Below are 20,094 nucleotides of genomic sequence, written 5' to 3'. Positions count from 1 at the left end.
TTTATTTTCAATTGTTTATTTTAATATGGAAAAAGAAATTTTAGATAATATAGAGCTTCGTTCGGAAAGTGTTCAGGATATTCTTACAAGACCGCCCCATTGGATGATACGCTGGGGAAACACCATCATATTTATTATCCTTATCCTCATTTTAATTATGAGTTATATAATAAAATATCCTGAGTTTGTGTCAGCTCCTATTGTGGTTACTTCCCAAAACCCACCTGAAAAATTAGAGGCCAGAACAAATTCTAAAATTGAAAAAATTTTTATCAAGGACCATCAGGAGGTTAAGAAAAATGATGTCCTTATGGTTATGCAGTCTGCTGCCAATTATAAAGATGTTCTTGCTCTGAAAAAAATCATCGACTCTCTTTCTCCTACTCACTTAGCTTCCTTTCCTATAAATGAAACGTCTCATTATAAATTAGGAGAGCTTCAGGGAGATTATAACAATTTTGCAAAAGCATTTCAGGATCAGGAATTATTTACAAGACTTCAGCCCTACGCTCCTGAAAATCTTGCTGCTAACCAAAGTATTTCTGAATACAGGGTAAGGATTGCCACGACAAAACAACAAAAGAAACTTGAACAAGCTAAATATGAGCTTACAAAAAAAAGCTATCAAAGATCACAGGAACTTTTTAACCAGGGAGTCATCGCTTCCGTAGAACTTGAAGGGGAAAAAATAAAATACATCCAGGCTCAACAAAATCTGGAAAATATTACCATTTCTTTATCTCAAATGGAAGAAGCAATATCCAACCTTAACAAAACTAAAAGCGGGACTGCTATCAATACGGAAAAGGATAAAATTAATTACTCTTCACAATGCCTGCAATTGTTTGAGCAATTAAGAAAATCGATGAAACAGTGGGAGCAGAACTTCCTTGTTATTTCTTCTACAGATGGTATTGCCAGCTTTCAGCAATTCTTTGGAGAAAACCAATTTGTAAAAACAGGGGATGCGATCTTATCTATATTACCTCGGAATAAAGAGAATTTAGTTGGAAGAATGTATGTCCCTCCTACTAACTCTGGAAAAATTGCTCCCGGAGAAAAGGTTTTGATCAAACTGGATAATTACAGGTTTCAGGAGTATGGTATTGTAGAAGGTAAAGTACAGAATATCTCTCTCTCTGCCGATGAAAAGGGAAATTACTACGTAGATGTTCTACTTCCTAAAGGCTTAAAAACATCATATAACAGAAATCTCACATTTGATAAAGAGCTTAGAGGTAATGCTGATATTGTTACTCAGGATCTAAGACTCATTGAAAGATTTTTCTATCAAATCAGAAAACTATTGGGATATCAAAGCTAATAGAGCCAAATCACAATATATAAAACCCACAACTAATAGTTGTGGGTTTTTATATAATCTTACAATAGTAATCACATATCAATAGTAATGTTTATCACATAATCATATGCACGTCAATTGTGTTATTTAGCCATAACTAGTTCATAAAAACATTTTATATATAAACGCTTACAAAATTCTTTTTATACGGCTTAATTGAGATTTATTCTAAGAAAACTACGGAGATTCGGAACCAAGAATGAGAATAAATATTAATGGGTATCATCTTTTAAAACAAAAAAGGAAAAGTAATAATTTACTTTTCCTTTCTATAGTAGCGAAGACGGGAATTGAACCCGTGACCTCAGGGTTATGAATCCTGCGCTCTAACCAACTGAGCTACCTCGCCTTTTTGGTGGTGCAAATATATAAAATATTTCTAAACCTCCAAAATTATTTTAGCTTAAAAAACTCCAAAACATCGGCAACATGGTCTGGTTTATTGATTATCTTATTGTTAGCATCTAAAATAAAATAAGTCGGAGTTGCATGAATATTATAAGTTTCACTATAACTACTATTCCATCCTCTTAGCTCGGAATCATTAATCCAAGGAAACGCGGTAATTCTTTTATTGTAAGAGTCTTTATCTACATCCAAAGAAAGCCCAATTACCTGAACATTCTTCGCTTTTAAATCATTATATTTCTCCAAAAGTTTTGGCAATTCAGTTTCACAATGAGAGCATGTGGAAGACCAGAAAACAATGATTTTCTTATCTGCTTTTACATCATAAATAGACTTGGCATTTGTATTAACCGGAGCCTGGAATTTATAATTAGGAAAAGTTGCACCAATCTGTACATTGGCATTTGCCTTAAGCGTTGATGCTAACCTGTCTGTAATCGTACATTTGAGATCTTTAGCCTGATCAAGATATTTTTTCTTTAAATCAGCCATTTCATACACATCAAAAATGTCAATCAATTCGGATAATACCGTTTGACCCCGTGGTGTTTCCACCTTTAACCGATCAAGTAATTTATCTACAGAAGCTCCAACATTGCTGTTTCCACCAGAATTAAGATAAGATACCAATACAGGTCTCAACAATGATGATGTCTCAAGCATATCATTAGACTTATCAATAAAATTGATTATTTCTTCCTGTGATACCTTTTTATTAGGGTCATTAATTAAAAATTTACTATAGTTTGTATTATAGTAATAAATAAACGGATGGTCCGTGGAGTTCACTTCTCCAAGGCCTCCTGATAATCTTGATATTTCTGCTTTCAGAGCTTTTCCAAAATCTGTATTATCTTTATAGTATTCTTTAATCTGTGCTAATGCCGGTAATATAAGCTCTTTTTTCTGAGAACCTTCTTGTTGTTTACTCATTAAACTATTCGACTCATCCTGGTAAATAACATCTTTAATCTTATTACCCTGAGTATCTAATTTAATGTTTACATTCTTATTTTCTGATATGAAATTGAATGTATTATTGGTAGTAGGAAAATACATTTTCATCATACCAACATAGTTCTGCGGATATTTAAAAGTCCATACATTATTCTTACTCTGCTCTTTTGTAAAAATAACATCTTTGGAACCATTTAATGTATATAGAATTGCATCTTGATCTTTAAAATCAGCCGGTGCCTGAACGGTAATTGTGAATTGTGCCTGTAAAGAAAAAGCAGATAAAACTGCTGATAATACAAATATCTTTTTCATAATGTAAAAATAAAAAAACTCTCTGATTAATCAGAGAGTTTTCAATATTTTAATTAAATTTTTATATTTTTTGACCCTTATATTTTCTTGTAAAAAATACAATAAATGCTACTGCGACTATTGATAGTAAATAAATATACATATCAATTGGCACTGAATCTCCACCGGGGCCAGTAGGAGGTCCACCTGGCTCAGGAGGTTGTCCTCCAGGGCCCGTTCCTTGTGCATTCAATACACAAAAAACAAAAATAAAAAGACTATATAATAGTTTATTTAAAGCTTTCATATATTTTATTTTAAGATTTTAGTGTTAACAGTTTCTCCCTTATCTGAAACAATTTTTACTACATAAGAGTTTTTAATAGAATTGTTTAATTCAATTACAAAATCTGCAGAAGTATTTACTGCTTTTTTAGAGATTACCAGTTTACCACTCATATCATAAACTTCAATATCTGCTTTCTTCCAATCCGGATCAAATCTTACAATATAATTTGTAATATCCGGGTTATAAACTACTTTAGTTCTTGATGAAGGCTTCACTGCTGCTCCATCCATTGCAAGATTTCTTGCTGTTGAGGCCTCAGGTGCACCATAATATAAACTGTACTCAGTTCCTTTGGCAGGAATTATATCTCCTTGTTTTGCTTCAGTTACTTCTCCGTTTGGAGCTTTGTAATAGAAACCTGTACCTGAAGATAATTGGTGTGTCCCCTTACTTACCAATTCAGCATTCTCTCTAATTTCAAATTTAAAAGATTTTATATTAGAACTGTAAGTTGCTAACATCACATTTTTTCCTTTAAAATCATTTTCATTGGCTTCATTGATACGTAACCAATACTTTGAAGTATAATCATTATCATAACCTCCAGCCTTATTTTCTTCAAAAGTACCCACAACATCTGCTGTTGATGCAGCATACTGTGTTTTAGCAGCTGCTGAATGTCCAGTAGTTGCATTTGGATAAACCACATAATAAGTTTTACCAATTTCTACACCATTAGCATCAAGAGCAATAATTCCTAATTGCTTTACAGTGCCTTGACTCATGCTACCTGCAGCACTTCTGCTTGCATTAACATTATAATCAGTATTCGCTGCTCTGCTATAATAATTAAACCTCCTAAGATTGCCAAAGTTTAGAACATCCGTATTATTATTGTTATTAAGCTTAATCGTAAAAGTTCCAAATGGTCTGATCATCAAATAATCAACATCCCCTGTTGGAACACCAGCATTAAACGTAACCGATTTATAACCTCCGGTAGTTGTTCCACCTTGATTATTTACAACCCCGGAAACATCAAGTACTACACCATATATATTACTAAGGTTTACTCCGTCACCATTAGCAGCCGGTTCGTTATATGCAATTTTTGATAAGTCAAGGTTGGTTAGGAATGGATTACCAAATTGATACATGTTTCTAGCATAATTACCTGTCCACAATGCTCCACCTGAAGGAATTTCGAATGGGTCATATGCATAGGTATTGTATTTTTCTCTAAATGAATTTAGATTATTTCCACCTGCCCCAAAGTTGATTCCAGCTCCAGCATTTTGTAATGTAACACTAGTTCCAATAACTCCTGTTGCAATATCACTCACAGGTCGCCCTTTTACGGTACGTGTAATAGAACTAACATCTAAGCCGGCTCCACCTAATGCCCAATAAGAATAGGTAGGTGCTGCATCACCAAACTTGTAAATACCATTGATCGGTGATAAATGAACAAACTGTACCGTATTGTTATTCCAATACAGGATATCATTCTTTGATTTTCTTACTGTTGTGAATGTTTTACCAAATTCAGCATTTAAAGTAGCTGGAGTTTTAAAATAGAACGGCATCCCAATTTGTTGATAATCACCCTGACGAACTTGTCTGAATTCCTGATCTACAATTCCAGTAATGTTTGCTTGTGGAATACCTGTGATGAATAATTGTCCGTAAGTATAAACGGGAGTAGCAGTAGAGCTATTGGTATTAACAGATGCATAAGCCGTAGGCTCATTAAGTTTGTTAATAAAATTACCTCCGCCGTTTGCTTCTGTCTTATCAGCATTTGACGCATCAATCGTCTTGACAAGATCAGTTGCTGTACCAGAAACCATAAAGTTTCCATGGTTTTCTATAGTACCATTAGCTTTCATTTGTAAACCTCCCCCGCTATAAACTAGGGTACCTTTACTTACATACATATTAGCATTAGCGTCTACGTGACATAATATCTGCGCCTGAACAGAATAACTAATTGCTAAAAGACCTATAGCAAATAAACTTTTTCTCATTGTATAAATTATTTGTGTGTGTTATAATACAATCTCACCCGCAAAGGTATGATTTTTTTCATAATAAAAAAATTATTTTTATTTATTAACAATAATATTATCTTCAGTTAATACTATTTTCTTTTCCTCACCTATTGCAAACATGTAGTCTTCCAAGACTTTTTCGGTAGTTCCCCTAAGTCCTCTGGCTCCCAATCCTTTATCAAGGGTTTCCTCCACGATCTTTTCAATAGCACCATCCGTAAATACCAATTCTGTGCCATCCATTTTAAAAAGCTCAATAAACTGATTGACGATTGAATTTTTGGGCTCTTTCATGATACGTACCATCGTTTCTTTTGTTAGTTTTTCGAGGTATGTAATGATTGGAAATCTTCCCAAAAGTTCGGGAATTAATCCGAAAGAACGGAGATCTATTGCATTAATATTTGTTAATACATATTCATCTTCATCTACATTATTTATCTTTTCAGCACTGAAACCTATTGCCTGTTTGTTCATTCTTCTCTCGATAATTTCCTTTATACCATCAAAAGCACCACCAGCAATAAATAGTATGTTTTGGGTATTAACCTGGATATATTTCTGATCCGGATGTTTTCTTCCTCCTTGTGGTGGAACATTTACAATACTTCCCTCAAGCAATTTTAAAAGCCCCTGCTGAACACCTTCCCCAGAAACATCTCTGGTAATACTTGGATTATCAGATTTTCTGGCAATCTTGTCTATTTCGTCAATAAATACAATTCCTTTTTCAGCTTTTTCCACATCATAATCTGCAACCATAAGAAGTCTTGAAAGAATACTTTCAACGTCTTCTCCTACATATCCGGCCTCGGTTAAAATCGTAGCATCTACTATACAAAAAGGAACATTAAGTTCTCTTGCTATAGTCTTGGCCAGCAAAGTTTTTCCGGTTCCTGTTTCACCGATCATGATAATATTGGACTTTTCAAGCTCTACTTCTCTATTTTCATCCTGTGCATGAAGCAATCTTTTATAATGATTGTATACAGCAATCGAAAGTTGTTTTTTTGCCTGATCCTGTCCGATCACATATTGGTTAAGGAACTCTTTAATCTCCTTTGGTTTTTTTAGCGTATCTATATTTTCCGCAGGTGAAAATTCAGTTTTAGTAGCACTGTCTTTTACAATCGCATGAGCTTGTTCTATACAGTTTTCACAGATAAAGCCATTCTGACCAGAAATAAGCATCTGCACTTCATTTCTTTTTCTGCCACAAAAAGAACATTGGTTTGAATTCATACTATTTATATAATATATATGTTAAAGAAAATCGTAAAAAATTTCTTTTTTACGATTTCTTGATTTTTTAAGAATTAATAATTGATTTTTGAATTTCGGTATACTCTTCATCCGTTAATTTCAGTCTCTCATTTTTAAAATTCATATCTTCCACTGTATTGAGTGGTATTAAATGAATATGTGCATGAGGAACTTCCAGGCCTACCACTGCAATCCCTACTCTAATACAAGGAATTGCTTTTTTAATCTGCTTGGCAACTTTTTGTGAAAATCCCCAAAGGTTTTTATACTCCTCGCTTTCCAGATCAAAGATCAGATCCACTTCTTTTTTAGGGACTATTAATGTATGTCCTTTAACTAAGGGCATTGCATCTAAAAACGCAACGAAATTTTCATCCTCTGCGATTTTGTAGGAAGGAATTTCGCCATTAATGATTTTTGTGAATATAGTACTCATATGCATCAAAAAATTTACTTCAGAGAATTATACATGTATTAATTTATCCTTATAGGGTAATTTCAAGTACTTCAAAAGATAATTTATTTCCGTTCGGTAAAACAATCTCTGCGGTCTCTCCCACAACTTTACCTAGCAAACCTTTTGCAATAGGTGTATTTACAGAGATCTTGCCGCTTTTAAGGTCGCTCTCATTATCAGGAACTAAAGTAAATATCTGTTGTTGTTGCGTTGCATTATTTTTTAGTTTCACAGTTGTTAAAATGGAAACTTTTGAAGTATCTAGCTGACTTTCATCTATTATTTTAGACCCTGAAATAACATCTTTCAGTTTAGAAATTCTCATTTCAAGCATCCCCTGAGCTTCTTTTGCCGCATCATATTCTGCATTTTCAGACAAATCACCTTTGTCTCTAGCTTCTGCAATCTGTTGAGTAATTTTAGGTCTTTCTACAGTTTCCAACTGCTCAAGCTCGGCTTTCATTTTATCTAACCCCTCCTTTGTAACATAGCTTGCCATAATTTTCAAAATTTAGTTTTAGTATAAAAAAATAATCCGACATTTGCCGGACAATGTTTTCGTGTTGTAATCGTTTAATTTTTACAAATATATAAAAATTTAAATTGAAATGAAAAAAACTTTTTCAATCTTATTCTTTTCCACTTTACTGATAATCAGCAATATATCTGTTAATTCTTGCGGAAGTCGAGAAGACACGGTAAGCTGCTTTCCCAATACTCCAATTAACGTAACCTTGAACCTTAATTTAGCTGCATATAATAATTTGAACTATGTAGGTGGATGGATCTATGTGGATGAGCAACAATCAGGAACACGGGGTTTAATTATTGTCCGTAGATCAGATAATCAGTTTATGGTATTTGATAGAAATGCACCTCATATATGCCCTGATAATGATACTACACTTGAAGTAAAAGACAATATTAGTATCATTTGTCCAAAGGATAACGCTAAATGGATTTTACTTACCGGCCAACCTTCGTCAGGAACAAATGTACCTCCGAAAACTTATCCTTACAATTATAATCCCAATACCAGAGTATTAAATGTTTATTATTAATTTATGAAAGTTGTAATACAGAGAGTTTCAGAAGCTCATGTAAAAGTAGAAGAGAAAATCGTCGGCGAGATCAATAGTGGCTTTATGCTACTCATTGGAATTGATGAAAATGATGAGAAAGCAGATGCAGATTGGCTCGTACAAAAAATATTGAACCTTAGAGTTTTTGCTGATGAAGATGATAAGCTCAATCTTTCATTAAAAGATATTTCAGGAGAAATCCTTTGTATCAGCCAGTTTACGTTGATAGCTGATTATAAAAAGGGAAATCGTCCATCCTTTATTAAGGCAGCAAAACCCGATAAAGCAATTCCCCTTTTTGATTATTTCAAAGAAGAAATTGCAAAATCAGGACTAAAAACAGAATCCGGAATTTTTGGTGCAGACATGAAGGTTTCTTTAGTTAATGATGGTCCTGTCACTATTGTAATGGATAGCCAAACAAAAATGTAAGACACTTTATATCAATACATTAAATTATATTTAATCCCAAATAAAAAAGGTCCTTCAAAATTTGAAAGACCTTTTTCCTAATAAACTTTTATAAAAACTAATTCGCAGGTATACTGCTGAAATTCAATGCTACTTTTAAGTTCATATCTGAACTTGTCTGATTTTTCAGTTCATAAACTGTTCTTACTGTAAGTCCGTTGCTCTTTACGACCTCATCCAAAAATCCATTATTATTAAGATCGAGGTTTAAGCTGGAACTATTTGAAGAGATGTTGGATCTTGATGCAACAAGTCTTTCACCCGTACCATTTGAAGAAATATAAACTTTAATGTTTTTAAAAGCACTTAAGTTGCCACCAGAAGGAGAAACCACAGAGATTTTTGCATCTGCCAATCTCACATCCTTTATTTTAGCATTATTATTCCCACCAAACCAAGTCTGTACATTAGAAGCAGTAGCCGTAGAAGACACCTCTTTATCGGCAGGCACTCCTGTGGATACTAATACATTAGCCGTATAAGGAAACGTATTCTGAACCAATGACTGTACTGTTCCACAACTAACAAGGGCAACAGAAGCTGCCACTGCAGTTAAAAATATATTTTTCATAATTGTAAATCTTAATACAAAAATTATCTTGCAGAAACTATACCAAAGAATTATTATTCGACGCTTACTGAAAAACTTCCTTTTGTGTTTCCGGAAGCCATGTTACTTTTGCCTATAATTAACCATACTTCACCTTTGCCCGCCATCTGATAAAAAATATCTCTTCCAAAAGGACCATCGTATTCTCCATTTGGCAATTTTATCTGATTGAAACGAATATTAAAATCTTTTTCTTTTGTAGAAATGGATGCCTTGATATCACTTTTATTATAATTTGTGATTTTGAGAATCAGCTCCTGTCCTTCTTTTGTAAATTGCTCTCCTACTGTAAATGGAAGCTGTGAGGCATCGGCAGTTCTTATTATTTGCCCATCTTTCTCACTTCTCATCACACCTTTTTTTAAGACATGTTTGGTGACGGGAGAATTATTAATGATAGAATCTTTTTTTCTTATAGCAGCTGAATCTACTGAATGTTCAGGACCCGGCTGTTCTGAAATCATGATCGAATCTTTGTTGGCTGTTTCGTTTACATTTGGTTCTTTTTTACAAGAAACAATAATCAATGGGATCAGCAATAAGGACTTTTTCATAATAGTTATTCTTTTAGTGTTTCATAGTAAAGCACTTCTGACAAGAAAGAAAATGATTTCTTTTGTTTCACTTTACTTATAATTTGTTTTTTTAGTATAATATCTTTTTTTTCGGCAGCAAACTTCAGTAAACTTTTCTCACTAAAGTTGATTTCTGTGAAGTGATAATCCGCATTAAAATCACTTCGCTTCATATTGTGAGAAGTAATTAATCCTCCCCAATTGATATAACTACAAGCCAAAATTGTTCCATAAAAATACCATGTCATTGTATTAAACAGAAAAGCATTTCTTTTTCTGTATTGAATTTTAATATACGTCATTGTCAAACCAATCAATGAAAGAGTCAGGAAAGCATATACTCCAAGCCTTTTATATGTAAAACCATAATTGATAATGTATTCGGAGTTCTTTATCATCGTGGAAATAATCAGTGCCGCATTTAAAAAAATCCAGATCTTAGCCAGGTTTTTCATAAGCCCGGCTTTCGGATCAAAATTAAATCCGGATTTAAAATAAAACATAATCACCAGAATAGACATAATAATAGACATGATCACAGCATTTACTCTTTGGTGGGTTTCTTCTGAAAGCTGGCCGGGAGTTTTTGAAGCTTCGTAGAATAGTTCGTAATTATAAGTGATGATAAAAAAGATCAATAATACATTTAATGCTAAAAACGAGATTATGCCGCTCATCCTTTCTGCATCAATATCAAGAAAAGAATATGTTGATTGTACGATTTGATCTTTCGTGTGAAAAGTATCATCTAAAAAATGATTTTGTTTATAAATAAATTTTTCTACAGCATAATTCCAATAGTTGAAAGCGATAAACATCCCCAATACTGTTATGCAGAACAGTTCCCAAATATTAATATCTATTTTGATATTCGTAAACAAGCTGGCAAAATGATCACTTCCTACAGAGTAAATTCCAAAAAAAACAGCAACTAATACCAATGGAATCAAGATAAAGGCAAATATTTTCTGTCCTAACCCCGAAATATTTTTTTGGGGAAGCCAACTATCAAAATTAAAAAATCGACATAAAAAAGTAAAGCAGTTCACTATAAAAACAGGAATCAAGAAGAGAATTTTTAGTCTTTTATTTCCTGATCTGTAAGATAAAAGCAGAAGTGAACTTACAACCGCCACAAAAGAAGCAAAATCTCCATACCAGGCAAAAGCTACTGAAGAAAAAATACTTGTGAAAAAAAGCATGAAAAATACTTTTGTTTTGTTTGACTTTGGTGTTTTGTACCATGTTAGTAACGCATAAGCAATACCTAACAGTCCAAGATTTAAACCTACATTTTCGTTATAAAAAAGAATAATAAATAAGACGGTTGTAAGGAGTATATAGTGATGTGTTTTCATGATATTTAATAATAAGTTATTGTATTTTTTTGCTGAATAAAATCTTTCAGATTTTCAAAATTTTGCCATAGCAAAGCTTCAAAATCCCAATGATGAAAAGACCTCATATTTTGACCTTTCCGAAATGCCTGCAGGTACATTTTTGAATATTCCGGTAAAATCAAAGTTCCTAATATGATTGCTGCCAGAAGATGGGCATTAAGTTTTCCATTTCCCAACAGCAGATATTGCATGGCAATTTCATCTTCGAAATTAGTTCCGCAACCTGTAATCAAATGATGAACATCGTGATTTTCCATTTTAGGAATCATGGTAAATCCATAACGCTTATAAAATTCCCCCAGTTTACGGCCTAAGGTATCTTCATTGAAACTAAGCAGTTGTTTTTCGTTGAACTGCCATTGTCTTTTCTTTTTCTTAAAATATCTTCTGTAAAACTTTTGAGTTTTATCATATACAAAAAGTAAAAACTGAACACGTAATTTTTTCATAGTTGATTATTTAATTAAGATTAACTCCAATAACAGTATAAAGACAGGCGATAGGGATATTGATTAATAATATTCCGATTGATTGTAAACAAGCATGAAGCTTGGCATGATATATCGACCCATAAATTAAAAGTCCGGCGATGACCAATAAATTCAAGATGGATCCAAAAATGAGCAATAAGAAGCCTCCTATCGCAAATACATCAATTCTGCTGACAAGGTATCCGAACAGGCATATATTCCCAAGCAAAAATGAAAGCCAGAAAACATATTTTCCTATATTCACAATTTCTTTATTATCCATATTATTTTAAGCTTTTGTTAAGGTAAAAACAGTAATTTCCGGACGAACCATAAACCGAACTTGATAAGAATGTCCGATTGCCCGGTTGATGTAAAGCATTCTACCATCCTGCAAATCAATTTCTCCGGAAACATATTTCTTATTTTTAACAGGGAGTACGGGAGTGATCACACCGGGAATCCGGCATTGTCCGCCATGGGTATGCCCGCTTAGGATCCATCCCTGATATCCGTTCCATACATCTTTATCACAAACATCAGGATTGTGGCAAAGAACCAGATTCGCTTTAGACTGATCTAAATCTTTCATAACCTTCAAGGGATCAAAATTGGGAGAGCACAGATCCTCAAATCCAATAAAGTTGATTCCATACCGATTATTTTGCTCATTATTTAGCATCTCAATTCCATAGCTATTTAAAATCCGACAAATACTCCTGGAAAGCTCAATGTCTTTCCACCCTGGTCCATAATCGTGATTCCCCAAAATTCCAAATGTTCCATGGTTTCCATATACGGCTTCTTCCATTACTATTTTTAAATCGTTTTGTTCTTCCAGTGTTCCGTGATTTACAAAATCACCGGTGTACACTACAAAATCCGGATTAAATTTTTTAGCCTTATGGAAAGATTCAATAAGGAAATTCCAGTCAAATCGGTTACCTACATGCAAATCGGAAATCTGCATCAAAATTTTACCTTCAAGGTTCACCGGTAAATTTCTAATGGGAAGCTTACGTTCAACAAACTCCACCCAAAAAGGCTCTACCTGCCAAGAGTATAGAGCAGGAAAGGATCCTACTACAGCGAGCTGAAAGAGCTTTTTTAAAAATGTTTTTCTTGTCATGTACTATTTTTACATATTGAATTAAAACAAAGAACTTTGAATTACAAAGTAAATTGATAAAAAAATATAGTTTTATCTGCCTATTAATTTTTCAAGAGCATCTAAATGATCAGAAAAAGCCTTTCTTCCACTCTGGGTAACCCTATAAGAGGTTTTAGGTTTTTTCCCAACAAATTCCTTCTTTATTTCTATGTATCCAGCCTTTTCCAAAGCGTTACTATGACTGGCCAAGTTACCATCAGTAATCTCCAATAATCCTTTCATTTCCGAGAAATCAACCCAATCGTTAACCATAAGAACAGACATAATGCCTAATCTTACCCGACTTTCAAATTCTTTGTTGAGCTGATTTATTTTAATCATAATCTTTGGTGGTAGGTATAGTATACAGTATTACTTTTTTAGAGCTGCAAATTTAAATCATTATTTATATTTTTTATGCATAATGAGGCCATATACTATATGTAAAAAACCAAATCCCAGCGTCCACGCTACTAATCCCCATCCTAGAAAGAAAAGGGAAACTAACCCTAGTATAATCTGGCAATAGCCCAGATATTTGACATCAGTTAAAGTATATCTCTCAGCATTCACGAGTGCTAAACCGTAAAAAATTAATGTCGCTGGGCCAATCAATGGAAAAAGGTGATGATATAAAAGACCAAGACATACTACGCCTCCTGTTATTAATGGAACAGAAAACGTTAATAGCAGACGTTTTGTCGTAGCATCCCATATTTTCAATCCTTGCTTTCTGCTTTTATTCGCTGTAAAAAAGTATCCGCTCAGTACCGCAACAAATAAGATCAAAGTTCCTATAATCACTAATTCTCTCACTAAAGAAGGATTGTAGATATTTCGATCCCCATCAAAATAATCGATTCCTTCTCTCTGAAAAACAAAATACACATACACTGCACCTGCAATGGCAGCAAGTCCGGCAAAAACACCAGACAATCCACTCAATGAAATAAATCTGGAAGATCGTTCCATCATAGAACGGATGTGGGATAGATCTTCGTGGTAGTTTTTTGAATCCATATAAAGAACTTTGAAATACAAAGTTAAATATTTTTCTGAAACTTAAAAATATTTCGAAGATTATTTAAATAAAAAAACCGCTGATTATTTCAACGGTTTTTTTATTTATGAAGTAAGCCTTTACTTAACTCTTAATTTTTCTTTAATAGACTCAATATTTTTCTTTGCAGATTCTTCCAGGATGAGACTAGCACTCATATGAATCCTTTCCGGCATTAATTCATTGAAGTGTTCTGTTCCTTCCCATGATACCTTTTTAATAAGTGCAAGAGCATCACTGCTTCTGGAAGCTAATACCTGTAGAAATTTATCCAGTTTAGCATCCATTTCTTCGATATTTTCTGAAACAGAATGATAAACATTATGTTGTTCAGCCCATTCAGCAGATCTGAAATCGGCATCAATCGCCATTGCAGAGAATTGTGATTTTCCTATTTTCCTTTCAACATACGGGCCTATTACAAAAGGACCAATACCTAAATTAATTTCAGTCAAAGCCAAGGCAGAATCCTTTGTTGCAAAACAATAATCAGCTCCACAGGCAATACCTACTCCTCCACCTGTCGTTTTTCCCTGAACTCTTACCACAACTATTTTACCACAATTTCTCATCGCATTCAGTACCTTAGCAAATCCTCCAAAAAACCTTGTAGATGCATCTAATTCTTCAATAGCAAGAAGTTCATCAAAACTGGCACCGGCACAAAAAGCTTTTTCACCACTGCTTTTTACAAGAATAGCTTTTACTTCATCTTTTGCACCTTCATCTAAGATCGTTTGTGCTAATTTTTCCAGAATCGCTCCAGGAAGTGAGTTACTTTTAGGGGTCCCAAAGGTGATTTCTGCGATATTGTTTTTAAGTTCTGAGACTACAAATTCGTTCATTTTAATTTAAATTGGATTCTTACAAAAATACGAATTACAGCCTGTTAACGAAAATTTAACCACAACAAATTGACCTGCAAAATAGTGATCAGCATGTCACTCTATTTTAAGCCTATTACGTAGAAATACGGATGCATCAATTTGGTACTTTCTACTCTACTTTCGGGTCCCATTATTATTGTTCCTTTGAGATACTAAACATGCTGCTTTTTTCCTGCTACAGTGCCAGCTCTTTAAAAAGCACAGACATTAAAAAAGGAGTACATGAAAAAGATATCTCTGAGTTCCCTGCAAGAGCATATCTAATGAAAATTCCTTTGGGATCAAATAAGATCATAAAGAAATAGCTTACGACGATAAAACTAATAACCGTGAAAATTATATCATAAGCTATCATTGTACCGTGAAAGATTCTACTACACAAATGGAAAATCCCTTGAGCTATCCAAGGGATTTGTTTTTTAATGCAAGTATATATTTATCAATATAGCTTTGCTTTTCTTTTAGTTTATATTGCTGTATATATCTGGGATGTTCAAGAATGGTCATTTTTTCAAAGAGATTTGCTTCTTTATTCAGTTTTGAGATAAAATCTGCATTTTTCTTTCCTAAAACAAATACTTCTGTAGTATCAAGATTTAAACTGATATGCTTTTTTAAGGATTCAATCATAAAATCTTTAACATCAGAAAATAGCTCCTTATCATCATAGTAATTGGCATTAAGCCAACCATTTCCGGATCGTTTTACGATTGCTAAGGGAAAAGGAGAGTTTATATAAAAATCTTTGTAAAATTCAGTGGCTCCTCCATACTGTTCGATCATATCATACATGAAAACAGATGAAACCTCATGCGTACGTGCAGATTGCATTGCTATCCCACAAACACTTTCAAGTCGTTTTGTATCTGTAAATGGTACTCCAGTTACACCAGCGCCATGTCTGCTGGGATTAATTCCTACCATAAACTTTCTTTGTATGGAATCATTATAATACTTTTTATAAAACTGTTCCATAACAGCCATCGTTTCCGGATTGTCAAAATATGGATTCAACACCTCAAAATTATGTGGCAGCTTACCGTTATAATTAAGGTTTCTATTAAAGTCAATAACTTTATCAGCAAAACTAGCTCCCATCATTAGAAATCTTCTTCATCCTCCTGCTCTTCGGAAAGGGCCAGTTCAATGTCAATAAACTGAATATATAACCCGCATACCTGATTATCTTCGTCGTAAGCAAAGTATACAGGATAAGCGCCATCACCGAACCCACTGGCAAACATCGGAATTTGATAAGATGTACCTGGTATGGTCCAATTGATCCAATCCCCTAACTCCCTCTGGTTTTTGGGGTTGTTTTTATAACTCTGAGCAAAGATATCGGCAAAATAATCATCGTAAATGTTACCCACATTTTTTTGGGTAAGGAACTTATCGAAATAAGGCAATACCTCCGCATCAGTAATACAAGCAAGACCAGCGTCTACAGAAAATCCAAAATATTCTCCTTCTCCCACTCCTTCCAGTTCTTCATGTCCAATTAAAGCCTCACGATAAATTACAGGCCTTTTATCCGTAAATGAAACTTTTACCGCTGCATAGCGATTCCCCCAATCTTCAGATTTTACTACTGCTATTTGTACCGGAAAATTTCCTTTCGGAGAGTTAATAAAGTAAGGTTTTTCTGCTGCATTCAAATAGACCAAAGGATCTCTTACTATTACTTTTCCAGAAGGGATAGAAACATTTCCAACATGTATTACTTCCATTTTTTTTCCGAAAATCTCGTCTGAAGTAAAATAAGCTTCTAAATCTGTAGGACAAACCAGAAGGTCTTTCATTTCATCCCATTTTTGTAGCCAGCTTTCATTCATGATATTATTTTTTATCAATTCATTTAAAAATTAAAATTACTATTTATTTAATCCGGATCAAATGAAGACGGACTTTTAAAAACAAAAATATATACAAAATACTATTACCTACTGATTTTCAATTATTTTAGTTATTTTAGTCATCGAACTTATCGTGCTGAAAATACGATATAAAAACTATTTACCCATGATCGGAATTCTTGCTGAACTTATTATTTCAGGGCTCTTGCTATGGTATATCGATAAAAAAACACTTTCTGTTTTAGGATTTAAACCCACCAGAAATAGAATTATAAACTGGACAACAGGCTTCCTGTTAGCAGCATTGGTATGCTTACTTTATCATGTAATGAATAAGACTTTCAGCGATAACAGCTGGATATTAAATAAACATATGACCTTACAGACAATATTCACCAGCGTCTGGTGGACTTTAAGATCAGTCATATTTGAGGAACTCATTTTTCGGGGAGCATTACTTTACTTAGCCATTGAAAAATTGGGAATTAAGATCGCCTGTTATCTTTCTGCCATTTGCTTTGGTGTCTACCATTTGTTTTCTTATAATGCATTTGGAAACCCTATTCAAATGGTGATTATTTTTTTTATGACCGGAATATTTGGATTGATGCTTGCATTTGCATTTGCAAAAACAAAATCACTTTATCTTCCTTTTGGGCTTCACCTGGGATGGAATATCTTTAATATTGTTATTTTCTCAAACGGTCCTTTGGGACAACAGGTTTTGATTAAAACCAATGAGCATAAGCCGGAAGGTCTCATCTCACTTTTTATATTTCTATTTCAAATCTTTGCACTTCCCATTTTGGTTTACTGGTATCTGAGATATCTAAAAAAACAAGACATCAGTACCCAAAAAAAGGAAGCTTTATAAAGCTTCCTTTTAATATTATCAGATCAATCCAAATTGTTCAAAATGATGGGTAAAATGCTTCCTATGCATCAATTCCCACATTTCTTTATTTAGTTTTCCGAATACAAAATTCAGATGTTCTGCTTGAGGATTTTCTTTGTAATAAATTGAAAATCGTTTCAGGTTTTCTATGAATGATTCTTTTGCCGCATCAAAATTCTTATGTCTTAATTCCAACAGTTTTTCATCTTCAGCCAAGTAAGGTGCCGGAAAATCCTTAGGCATTTTCCTGTGATTGTAAAGGGAATCCTGCCATTTTTCGAGCTGTTCTTCAGGAGTAAAGCATTTTTCAGCTTCAGGTTCTCCCATACTTACCAAAACGCCATGCTCAAGATGCTCAATCATTTGTTGTGGAGACATATTCCCCCAGTTTGGTTTTGTACTTTGGGTCAAGCCTCCTAAAATTTTCTGAATATTTTTAAGATTAAGATCAACGAAAGGAGATTTTTTTGCAACTAAAGTTAAAATAGTAGCCACACAAACCACCTCATCTCTTTGATTAATTACTTCCACTAACCATTTAACAACCCCGGATGGAATATTTCTTCCTTTGACTCCTCTATTTATTTTTTCTTTAGCTGTCAAGTAAACAGTAATTGTATCTCCAGCATATACCGGTTTAAAGAAGCTGCAATTTTCCAGACCATAGTTTGCTATTACCGGTCCTTTTTTACCCGATACAAATAGTCCGGCAGCAGCAGAAAGGATAAAGTATCCGTGAGCAACCGTCTTATCAAAAATAGTTCCCGTTAAGCTTGTAGCATCTGTATGTGCATAGAAGTGATCCCACGAAACATTGGAGAAATTCACAATATCTGCATCGGTAACTGTTCTTCCTGCTGTTTCCAGAGAATCTCCAACTTCAACATCTTCAAAGTATTTTTGAAATGGATGCTTATCTGCATATTTTTTCTCTGCCCCTTGCTGGTAAATTTTGGTGATTGCCGTCAAAATATCAGGTGACCCTTGAATAGCTGTTTTTTGTAAAAAGAAATGCAGCCCGTTTAATCCTCCCATTTCTTCTCCTCCTCCTGCTCTTCCCGGTCCTCCGTGCATCAATGTAGGAAGTGGGGAACCATGTCCTGTACTCTCTTTAGCATTATCTCTGTTCAGTACATAGATTCTTCCATGTTGCGATGCCATTTTCCAAGAAGTTTCAGCTACAAATTGATCATCGTGGGAAACAATTGAGCCTACTAAACTTCCTTTTCCTCTTTTTGCGAGTGCTGCAGCTTCTTCAGCATCTTTGTAAGGCATCAAAGTAGAAACGGGACCAAAAGCTTCTACATCATGAGAAATATTTTTCTCGAAAGGCTTATCGTTCAGGAATAATTTAGGACTCATGAATGATCCTTTTTCATAGTCTGCATCTACAAGCTCATGTTTACCATCATAAACTAGTTCTGTTTCAGTTTTCAGAATATCTACTTTTCGGAGAACCTCATCATACTGTTGCTTTCCTACCAATGATCCCATTCTGGTTTCACGGCTTAGAGGATTTCCTATTTTAGTTTGATCCAATGCTTTTGCCAATGCATGCTGTACATCACCGATAAGGTGTTCCGGTACAATTATTCTTCTTATAGCAGTACATTTCTGGCCGGCTTTTGTTGTCATTTCATTACGAACCTCTTTGATGAATAAATCAAATTCCGGAGTTCCTGGTTTTGCATCCAGTCCCAGGATAGAACAATTCAATGAATCTGCTTCCATATTGAAACGAACAGCATTACCTGCCACTGAAGGCAATGATTTCAGTTTTCTTCCTGTATTCGCAGAACCCGTAAACAATACGGAATCTCCATCCTGAACATAATCAAGAATATTTCCGGGTTCGCCACAAACCAACTGTACAGCACCTTCCGGAAGAAGACCACTTTCAATCATGTCCTGGAATACTGCATTGGTAAGATAAGATCCAAAAGGTGATGGCTTCACAATGGACGGAACACCTGCCAACAATGAAGTAGAAAGCTTTTCCAGCATTCCCCATACCGGAAAGTTATACGCATTGATTTGTATAGATACTCCTTCACTTGGAGTAAGGATATGAGTTCCTAAATGAGTTCCGTTCGCTGAAATTTTCTGTGTATCTCCATCTACCCAGAATGGAGTATTAGGCAACATTCTTTTTGCCAATCCCGAGTAGGTAAAAAAAGTCCCAAAACCTCCTTCAATATCCACCCAGGAATCCACATGGGTAGCTCCAGTTTTATAGGATAACTCGTAGTATTTTTTCTTTCTTTCCAGCAGGTAAAGCGCCACTTTTTTCAACATTTCTCCACGGTCATAGAAAGTCATTGAAGAAAGATTTTTATATCCTACAGTTCTTCCATAGTCAAGAGCCTGTTCAAAATTAAGGCCTTCAGTATCGGAAACAGCTACCTGCTCTCCTGTAACGGCATTGTACAAAGGAACTCCGCTTCCGGTCCCTTCTATCCATTGTCCGTAGATATAGTTTTTTAACTTTTCCATATAGTTTTTTTACTTTTTACTTAAATTAATTAGTGAGCCCTAAGGTATTCACAGTAATAACCG

At 34.3% G+C, this 20,094-nt stretch carries 22 protein-coding genes and 1 tRNA gene; 4 read left to right on the top strand and 19 right to left on the bottom strand.

Annotation, left to right across the window (positions count from 1 at the left end):
• The first annotated feature begins 25 nt into the window (after nt 1-25).
• Complete coding sequence (locus tag PFY10_16445) at nt 26-1,324, top strand: HlyD family efflux transporter periplasmic adaptor subunit (protein ID WBV55812.1); 1,299 nt, start codon at nt 26-28, stop codon at nt 1,322-1,324.
• 314 nt (nt 1,325-1,638) lie between these two features.
• Here PFY10_16445 and PFY10_16440 read toward each other — a convergent pair.
• From PFY10_16440 to greA, 7 genes are all read right to left on the bottom strand, one after another.
• Nucleotides 1,639-1,712: transfer RNA gene (locus PFY10_16440), tRNA-Met, on the bottom strand.
• 44 nt (nt 1,713-1,756) lie between these two features.
• Nucleotides 1,757-3,043, bottom strand: a complete 1,287-nt coding sequence (locus tag PFY10_16435) for a TlpA disulfide reductase family protein (GenBank protein WBV55811.1) — start codon at nt 3,041-3,043, stop codon at nt 1,757-1,759.
• A gap of 61 nt (nt 3,044-3,104) precedes the next feature.
• Nucleotides 3,105-3,329, bottom strand: a complete 225-nt coding sequence (locus PFY10_16430; GenBank protein ID WBV55810.1) for a signal peptidase — start codon at nt 3,327-3,329, stop codon at nt 3,105-3,107.
• A gap of 5 nt (nt 3,330-3,334) precedes the next feature.
• Nucleotides 3,335-5,338, bottom strand: a complete 2,004-nt coding sequence (locus tag PFY10_16425) for a T9SS type A sorting domain-containing protein (GenBank protein ID WBV55809.1) — start codon at nt 5,336-5,338, stop codon at nt 3,335-3,337.
• 78 nt (nt 5,339-5,416) lie between these two features.
• Complete coding sequence (gene clpX, locus PFY10_16420; GenBank protein ID WBV55808.1) at nt 5,417-6,604, bottom strand: ATP-dependent Clp protease ATP-binding subunit ClpX; 1,188 nt, start codon at nt 6,602-6,604, stop codon at nt 5,417-5,419.
• A gap of 67 nt (nt 6,605-6,671) precedes the next feature.
• Nucleotides 6,672-7,061 carry an HIT family protein gene (locus PFY10_16415; protein ID WBV55807.1) on the bottom strand — a complete coding sequence of 130 codons (390 nt, stop codon included), beginning with the start codon at nt 7,059-7,061 and terminating at the stop codon, nt 6,672-6,674.
• Nucleotides 7,062-7,110: 49 nt separating this feature from the next.
• Nucleotides 7,111-7,581, bottom strand: a complete 471-nt coding sequence (greA, locus tag PFY10_16410) for a transcription elongation factor GreA (GenBank protein ID WBV55806.1) — start codon at nt 7,579-7,581, stop codon at nt 7,111-7,113.
• Between the two features lie 109 nt (nt 7,582-7,690).
• Between greA and PFY10_16405 the strand changes: the two genes are divergently transcribed.
• Both PFY10_16405 and dtd read left to right on the top strand, forming a co-directional pair.
• On the top strand, nt 7,691-8,143 hold the full coding sequence (locus PFY10_16405) for a hypothetical protein (protein WBV55805.1): 453 nt from the start codon (nt 7,691-7,693) through the stop codon (nt 8,141-8,143).
• Nucleotides 8,144-8,146: 3 nt separating this feature from the next.
• On the top strand, nt 8,147-8,596 hold the full coding sequence (gene dtd, locus PFY10_16400; GenBank protein WBV55804.1) for a D-aminoacyl-tRNA deacylase: 450 nt from the start codon (nt 8,147-8,149) through the stop codon (nt 8,594-8,596).
• A 97-nt stretch (nt 8,597-8,693) separates the two neighbouring features.
• Here the strand turns inward: dtd and PFY10_16395 are convergent, their stop codons facing one another.
• From PFY10_16395 to PFY10_16345, 11 genes are all read right to left on the bottom strand, one after another.
• Nucleotides 8,694-9,206, bottom strand: a complete 513-nt coding sequence (locus PFY10_16395; protein WBV55803.1) for a hypothetical protein — start codon at nt 9,204-9,206, stop codon at nt 8,694-8,696.
• A 53-nt stretch (nt 9,207-9,259) separates the two neighbouring features.
• Nucleotides 9,260-9,799, bottom strand: a complete 540-nt coding sequence (locus PFY10_16390; protein ID WBV55802.1) for a hypothetical protein — start codon at nt 9,797-9,799, stop codon at nt 9,260-9,262.
• 5 nt (nt 9,800-9,804) lie between these two features.
• Nucleotides 9,805-11,178: a DUF4173 domain-containing protein gene (locus tag PFY10_16385; GenBank protein WBV55801.1), complete on the bottom strand. Its 1,374-nt coding sequence runs from the start codon at nt 11,176-11,178 to the stop codon at nt 9,805-9,807.
• A gap of 5 nt (nt 11,179-11,183) precedes the next feature.
• Nucleotides 11,184-11,669, bottom strand: coding sequence for a Coq4 family protein (locus PFY10_16380; protein ID WBV55800.1), 486 nt, complete (start codon nt 11,667-11,669; stop codon nt 11,184-11,186).
• A 10-nt stretch (nt 11,670-11,679) separates the two neighbouring features.
• On the bottom strand, nt 11,680-11,973 hold the full coding sequence (locus tag PFY10_16375; protein WBV55799.1) for a hypothetical protein: 294 nt from the start codon (nt 11,971-11,973) through the stop codon (nt 11,680-11,682).
• 6 nt (nt 11,974-11,979) lie between these two features.
• Nucleotides 11,980-12,819 carry a metallophosphoesterase gene (locus PFY10_16370; GenBank protein ID WBV55798.1) on the bottom strand — a complete coding sequence of 280 codons (840 nt, stop codon included), beginning with the start codon at nt 12,817-12,819 and terminating at the stop codon, nt 11,980-11,982.
• 72 nt (nt 12,820-12,891) lie between these two features.
• Complete coding sequence (locus PFY10_16365) at nt 12,892-13,182, bottom strand: transcriptional regulator (protein WBV55797.1); 291 nt, start codon at nt 13,180-13,182, stop codon at nt 12,892-12,894.
• A gap of 60 nt (nt 13,183-13,242) precedes the next feature.
• Complete coding sequence (locus PFY10_16360) at nt 13,243-13,860, bottom strand: hypothetical protein (GenBank protein ID WBV55796.1); 618 nt, start codon at nt 13,858-13,860, stop codon at nt 13,243-13,245.
• A 120-nt stretch (nt 13,861-13,980) separates the two neighbouring features.
• A complete protein-coding gene (locus PFY10_16355; GenBank protein WBV55795.1) occupies nt 13,981-14,745 on the bottom strand; it encodes an enoyl-CoA hydratase/isomerase family protein in 765 nt (254 codons plus the stop codon).
• A 441-nt stretch (nt 14,746-15,186) separates the two neighbouring features.
• Nucleotides 15,187-15,885: an SMUG2 DNA glycosylase family protein gene (locus PFY10_16350; GenBank protein WBV58955.1), complete on the bottom strand. Its 699-nt coding sequence runs from the start codon at nt 15,883-15,885 to the stop codon at nt 15,187-15,189.
• A 2-nt stretch (nt 15,886-15,887) separates the two neighbouring features.
• Entirely contained in the window at nt 15,888-16,622 is a 735-nt protein-coding gene (locus PFY10_16345) for a DUF4241 domain-containing protein (protein WBV55794.1), read from the bottom strand.
• A 187-nt stretch (nt 16,623-16,809) separates the two neighbouring features.
• Between PFY10_16345 and PFY10_16340 the strand changes: the two genes are divergently transcribed.
• Entirely contained in the window at nt 16,810-17,517 is a 708-nt protein-coding gene (locus tag PFY10_16340) for a CPBP family intramembrane metalloprotease (GenBank protein WBV55793.1), read from the top strand.
• Between the two features lie 18 nt (nt 17,518-17,535).
• On the opposite strand, the gene paaZ is transcribed toward PFY10_16340, so the two are convergent.
• The gene (paaZ, locus tag PFY10_16335; protein WBV55792.1) at nt 17,536-20,031 is read right to left on the bottom strand and encodes a phenylacetic acid degradation bifunctional protein PaaZ; all 2,496 of its coding nucleotides are present in this window, start codon (nt 20,029-20,031) and stop codon (nt 17,536-17,538) included.
• Nucleotides 20,032-20,094: the final 63 nt, after the last annotated feature.

It is taken from the genome of Chryseobacterium daecheongense (genome assembly GCA_027920525.1).
Taxonomy (GTDB): domain Bacteria; phylum Bacteroidota; class Bacteroidia; order Flavobacteriales; family Weeksellaceae; genus Chryseobacterium; species Chryseobacterium proteolyticum.
Note: the sequence above shows the minus strand (reverse complement) of the source record. Positions and strands in the feature narration are given on the sequence as shown.

Coding starts and splice junctions, on each gene's coding strand:
- PFY10_16445 (WBV55812.1), top strand. CDS start 26: ATGGAAAAAGAAATTTTAGATAATATAGAGCTTCGTTCGGAAAGTGTT.
- PFY10_16435 (WBV55811.1), bottom strand. CDS start 3,043: ATGAAAAAGATATTTGTATTATCAGCAGTTTTATCTGCTTTTTCTTTA.
- PFY10_16430 (WBV55810.1), bottom strand. CDS start 3,329: ATGAAAGCTTTAAATAAACTATTATATAGTCTTTTTATTTTTGTTTTT.
- PFY10_16425 (WBV55809.1), bottom strand. CDS start 5,338: ATGAGAAAAAGTTTATTTGCTATAGGTCTTTTAGCAATTAGTTATTCT.
- clpX (WBV55808.1), bottom strand. CDS start 6,604: ATGAATTCAAACCAATGTTCTTTTTGTGGCAGAAAAAGAAATGAAGTG.
- PFY10_16415 (WBV55807.1), bottom strand. CDS start 7,061: ATGAGTACTATATTCACAAAAATCATTAATGGCGAAATTCCTTCCTAC.
- greA (WBV55806.1), bottom strand. CDS start 7,581: ATGGCAAGCTATGTTACAAAGGAGGGGTTAGATAAAATGAAAGCCGAG.
- PFY10_16405 (WBV55805.1), top strand. CDS start 7,691: ATGAAAAAAACTTTTTCAATCTTATTCTTTTCCACTTTACTGATAATC.
- dtd (WBV55804.1), top strand. CDS start 8,147: ATGAAAGTTGTAATACAGAGAGTTTCAGAAGCTCATGTAAAAGTAGAA.
- PFY10_16395 (WBV55803.1), bottom strand. CDS start 9,206: ATGAAAAATATATTTTTAACTGCAGTGGCAGCTTCTGTTGCCCTTGTT.
- PFY10_16390 (WBV55802.1), bottom strand. CDS start 9,799: ATGAAAAAGTCCTTATTGCTGATCCCATTGATTATTGTTTCTTGTAAA.
- PFY10_16385 (WBV55801.1), bottom strand. CDS start 11,178: ATGAAAACACATCACTATATACTCCTTACAACCGTCTTATTTATTATT.
- PFY10_16380 (WBV55800.1), bottom strand. CDS start 11,669: ATGAAAAAATTACGTGTTCAGTTTTTACTTTTTGTATATGATAAAACT.
- PFY10_16375 (WBV55799.1), bottom strand. CDS start 11,973: ATGGATAATAAAGAAATTGTGAATATAGGAAAATATGTTTTCTGGCTT.
- PFY10_16370 (WBV55798.1), bottom strand. CDS start 12,819: ATGACAAGAAAAACATTTTTAAAAAAGCTCTTTCAGCTCGCTGTAGTA.
- PFY10_16365 (WBV55797.1), bottom strand. CDS start 13,182: ATGATTAAAATAAATCAGCTCAACAAAGAATTTGAAAGTCGGGTAAGA.
- PFY10_16360 (WBV55796.1), bottom strand. CDS start 13,860: ATGGATTCAAAAAACTACCACGAAGATCTATCCCACATCCGTTCTATG.
- PFY10_16355 (WBV55795.1), bottom strand. CDS start 14,745: ATGAACGAATTTGTAGTCTCAGAACTTAAAAACAATATCGCAGAAATC.
- PFY10_16350 (WBV58955.1), bottom strand. CDS start 15,885: ATGGGAGCTAGTTTTGCTGATAAAGTTATTGACTTTAATAGAAACCTT.
- PFY10_16345 (WBV55794.1), bottom strand. CDS start 16,622: ATGAATGAAAGCTGGCTACAAAAATGGGATGAAATGAAAGACCTTCTG.
- PFY10_16340 (WBV55793.1), top strand. CDS start 16,810: ATGATCGGAATTCTTGCTGAACTTATTATTTCAGGGCTCTTGCTATGG.
- paaZ (WBV55792.1), bottom strand. CDS start 20,031: ATGGAAAAGTTAAAAAACTATATCTACGGACAATGGATAGAAGGGACC.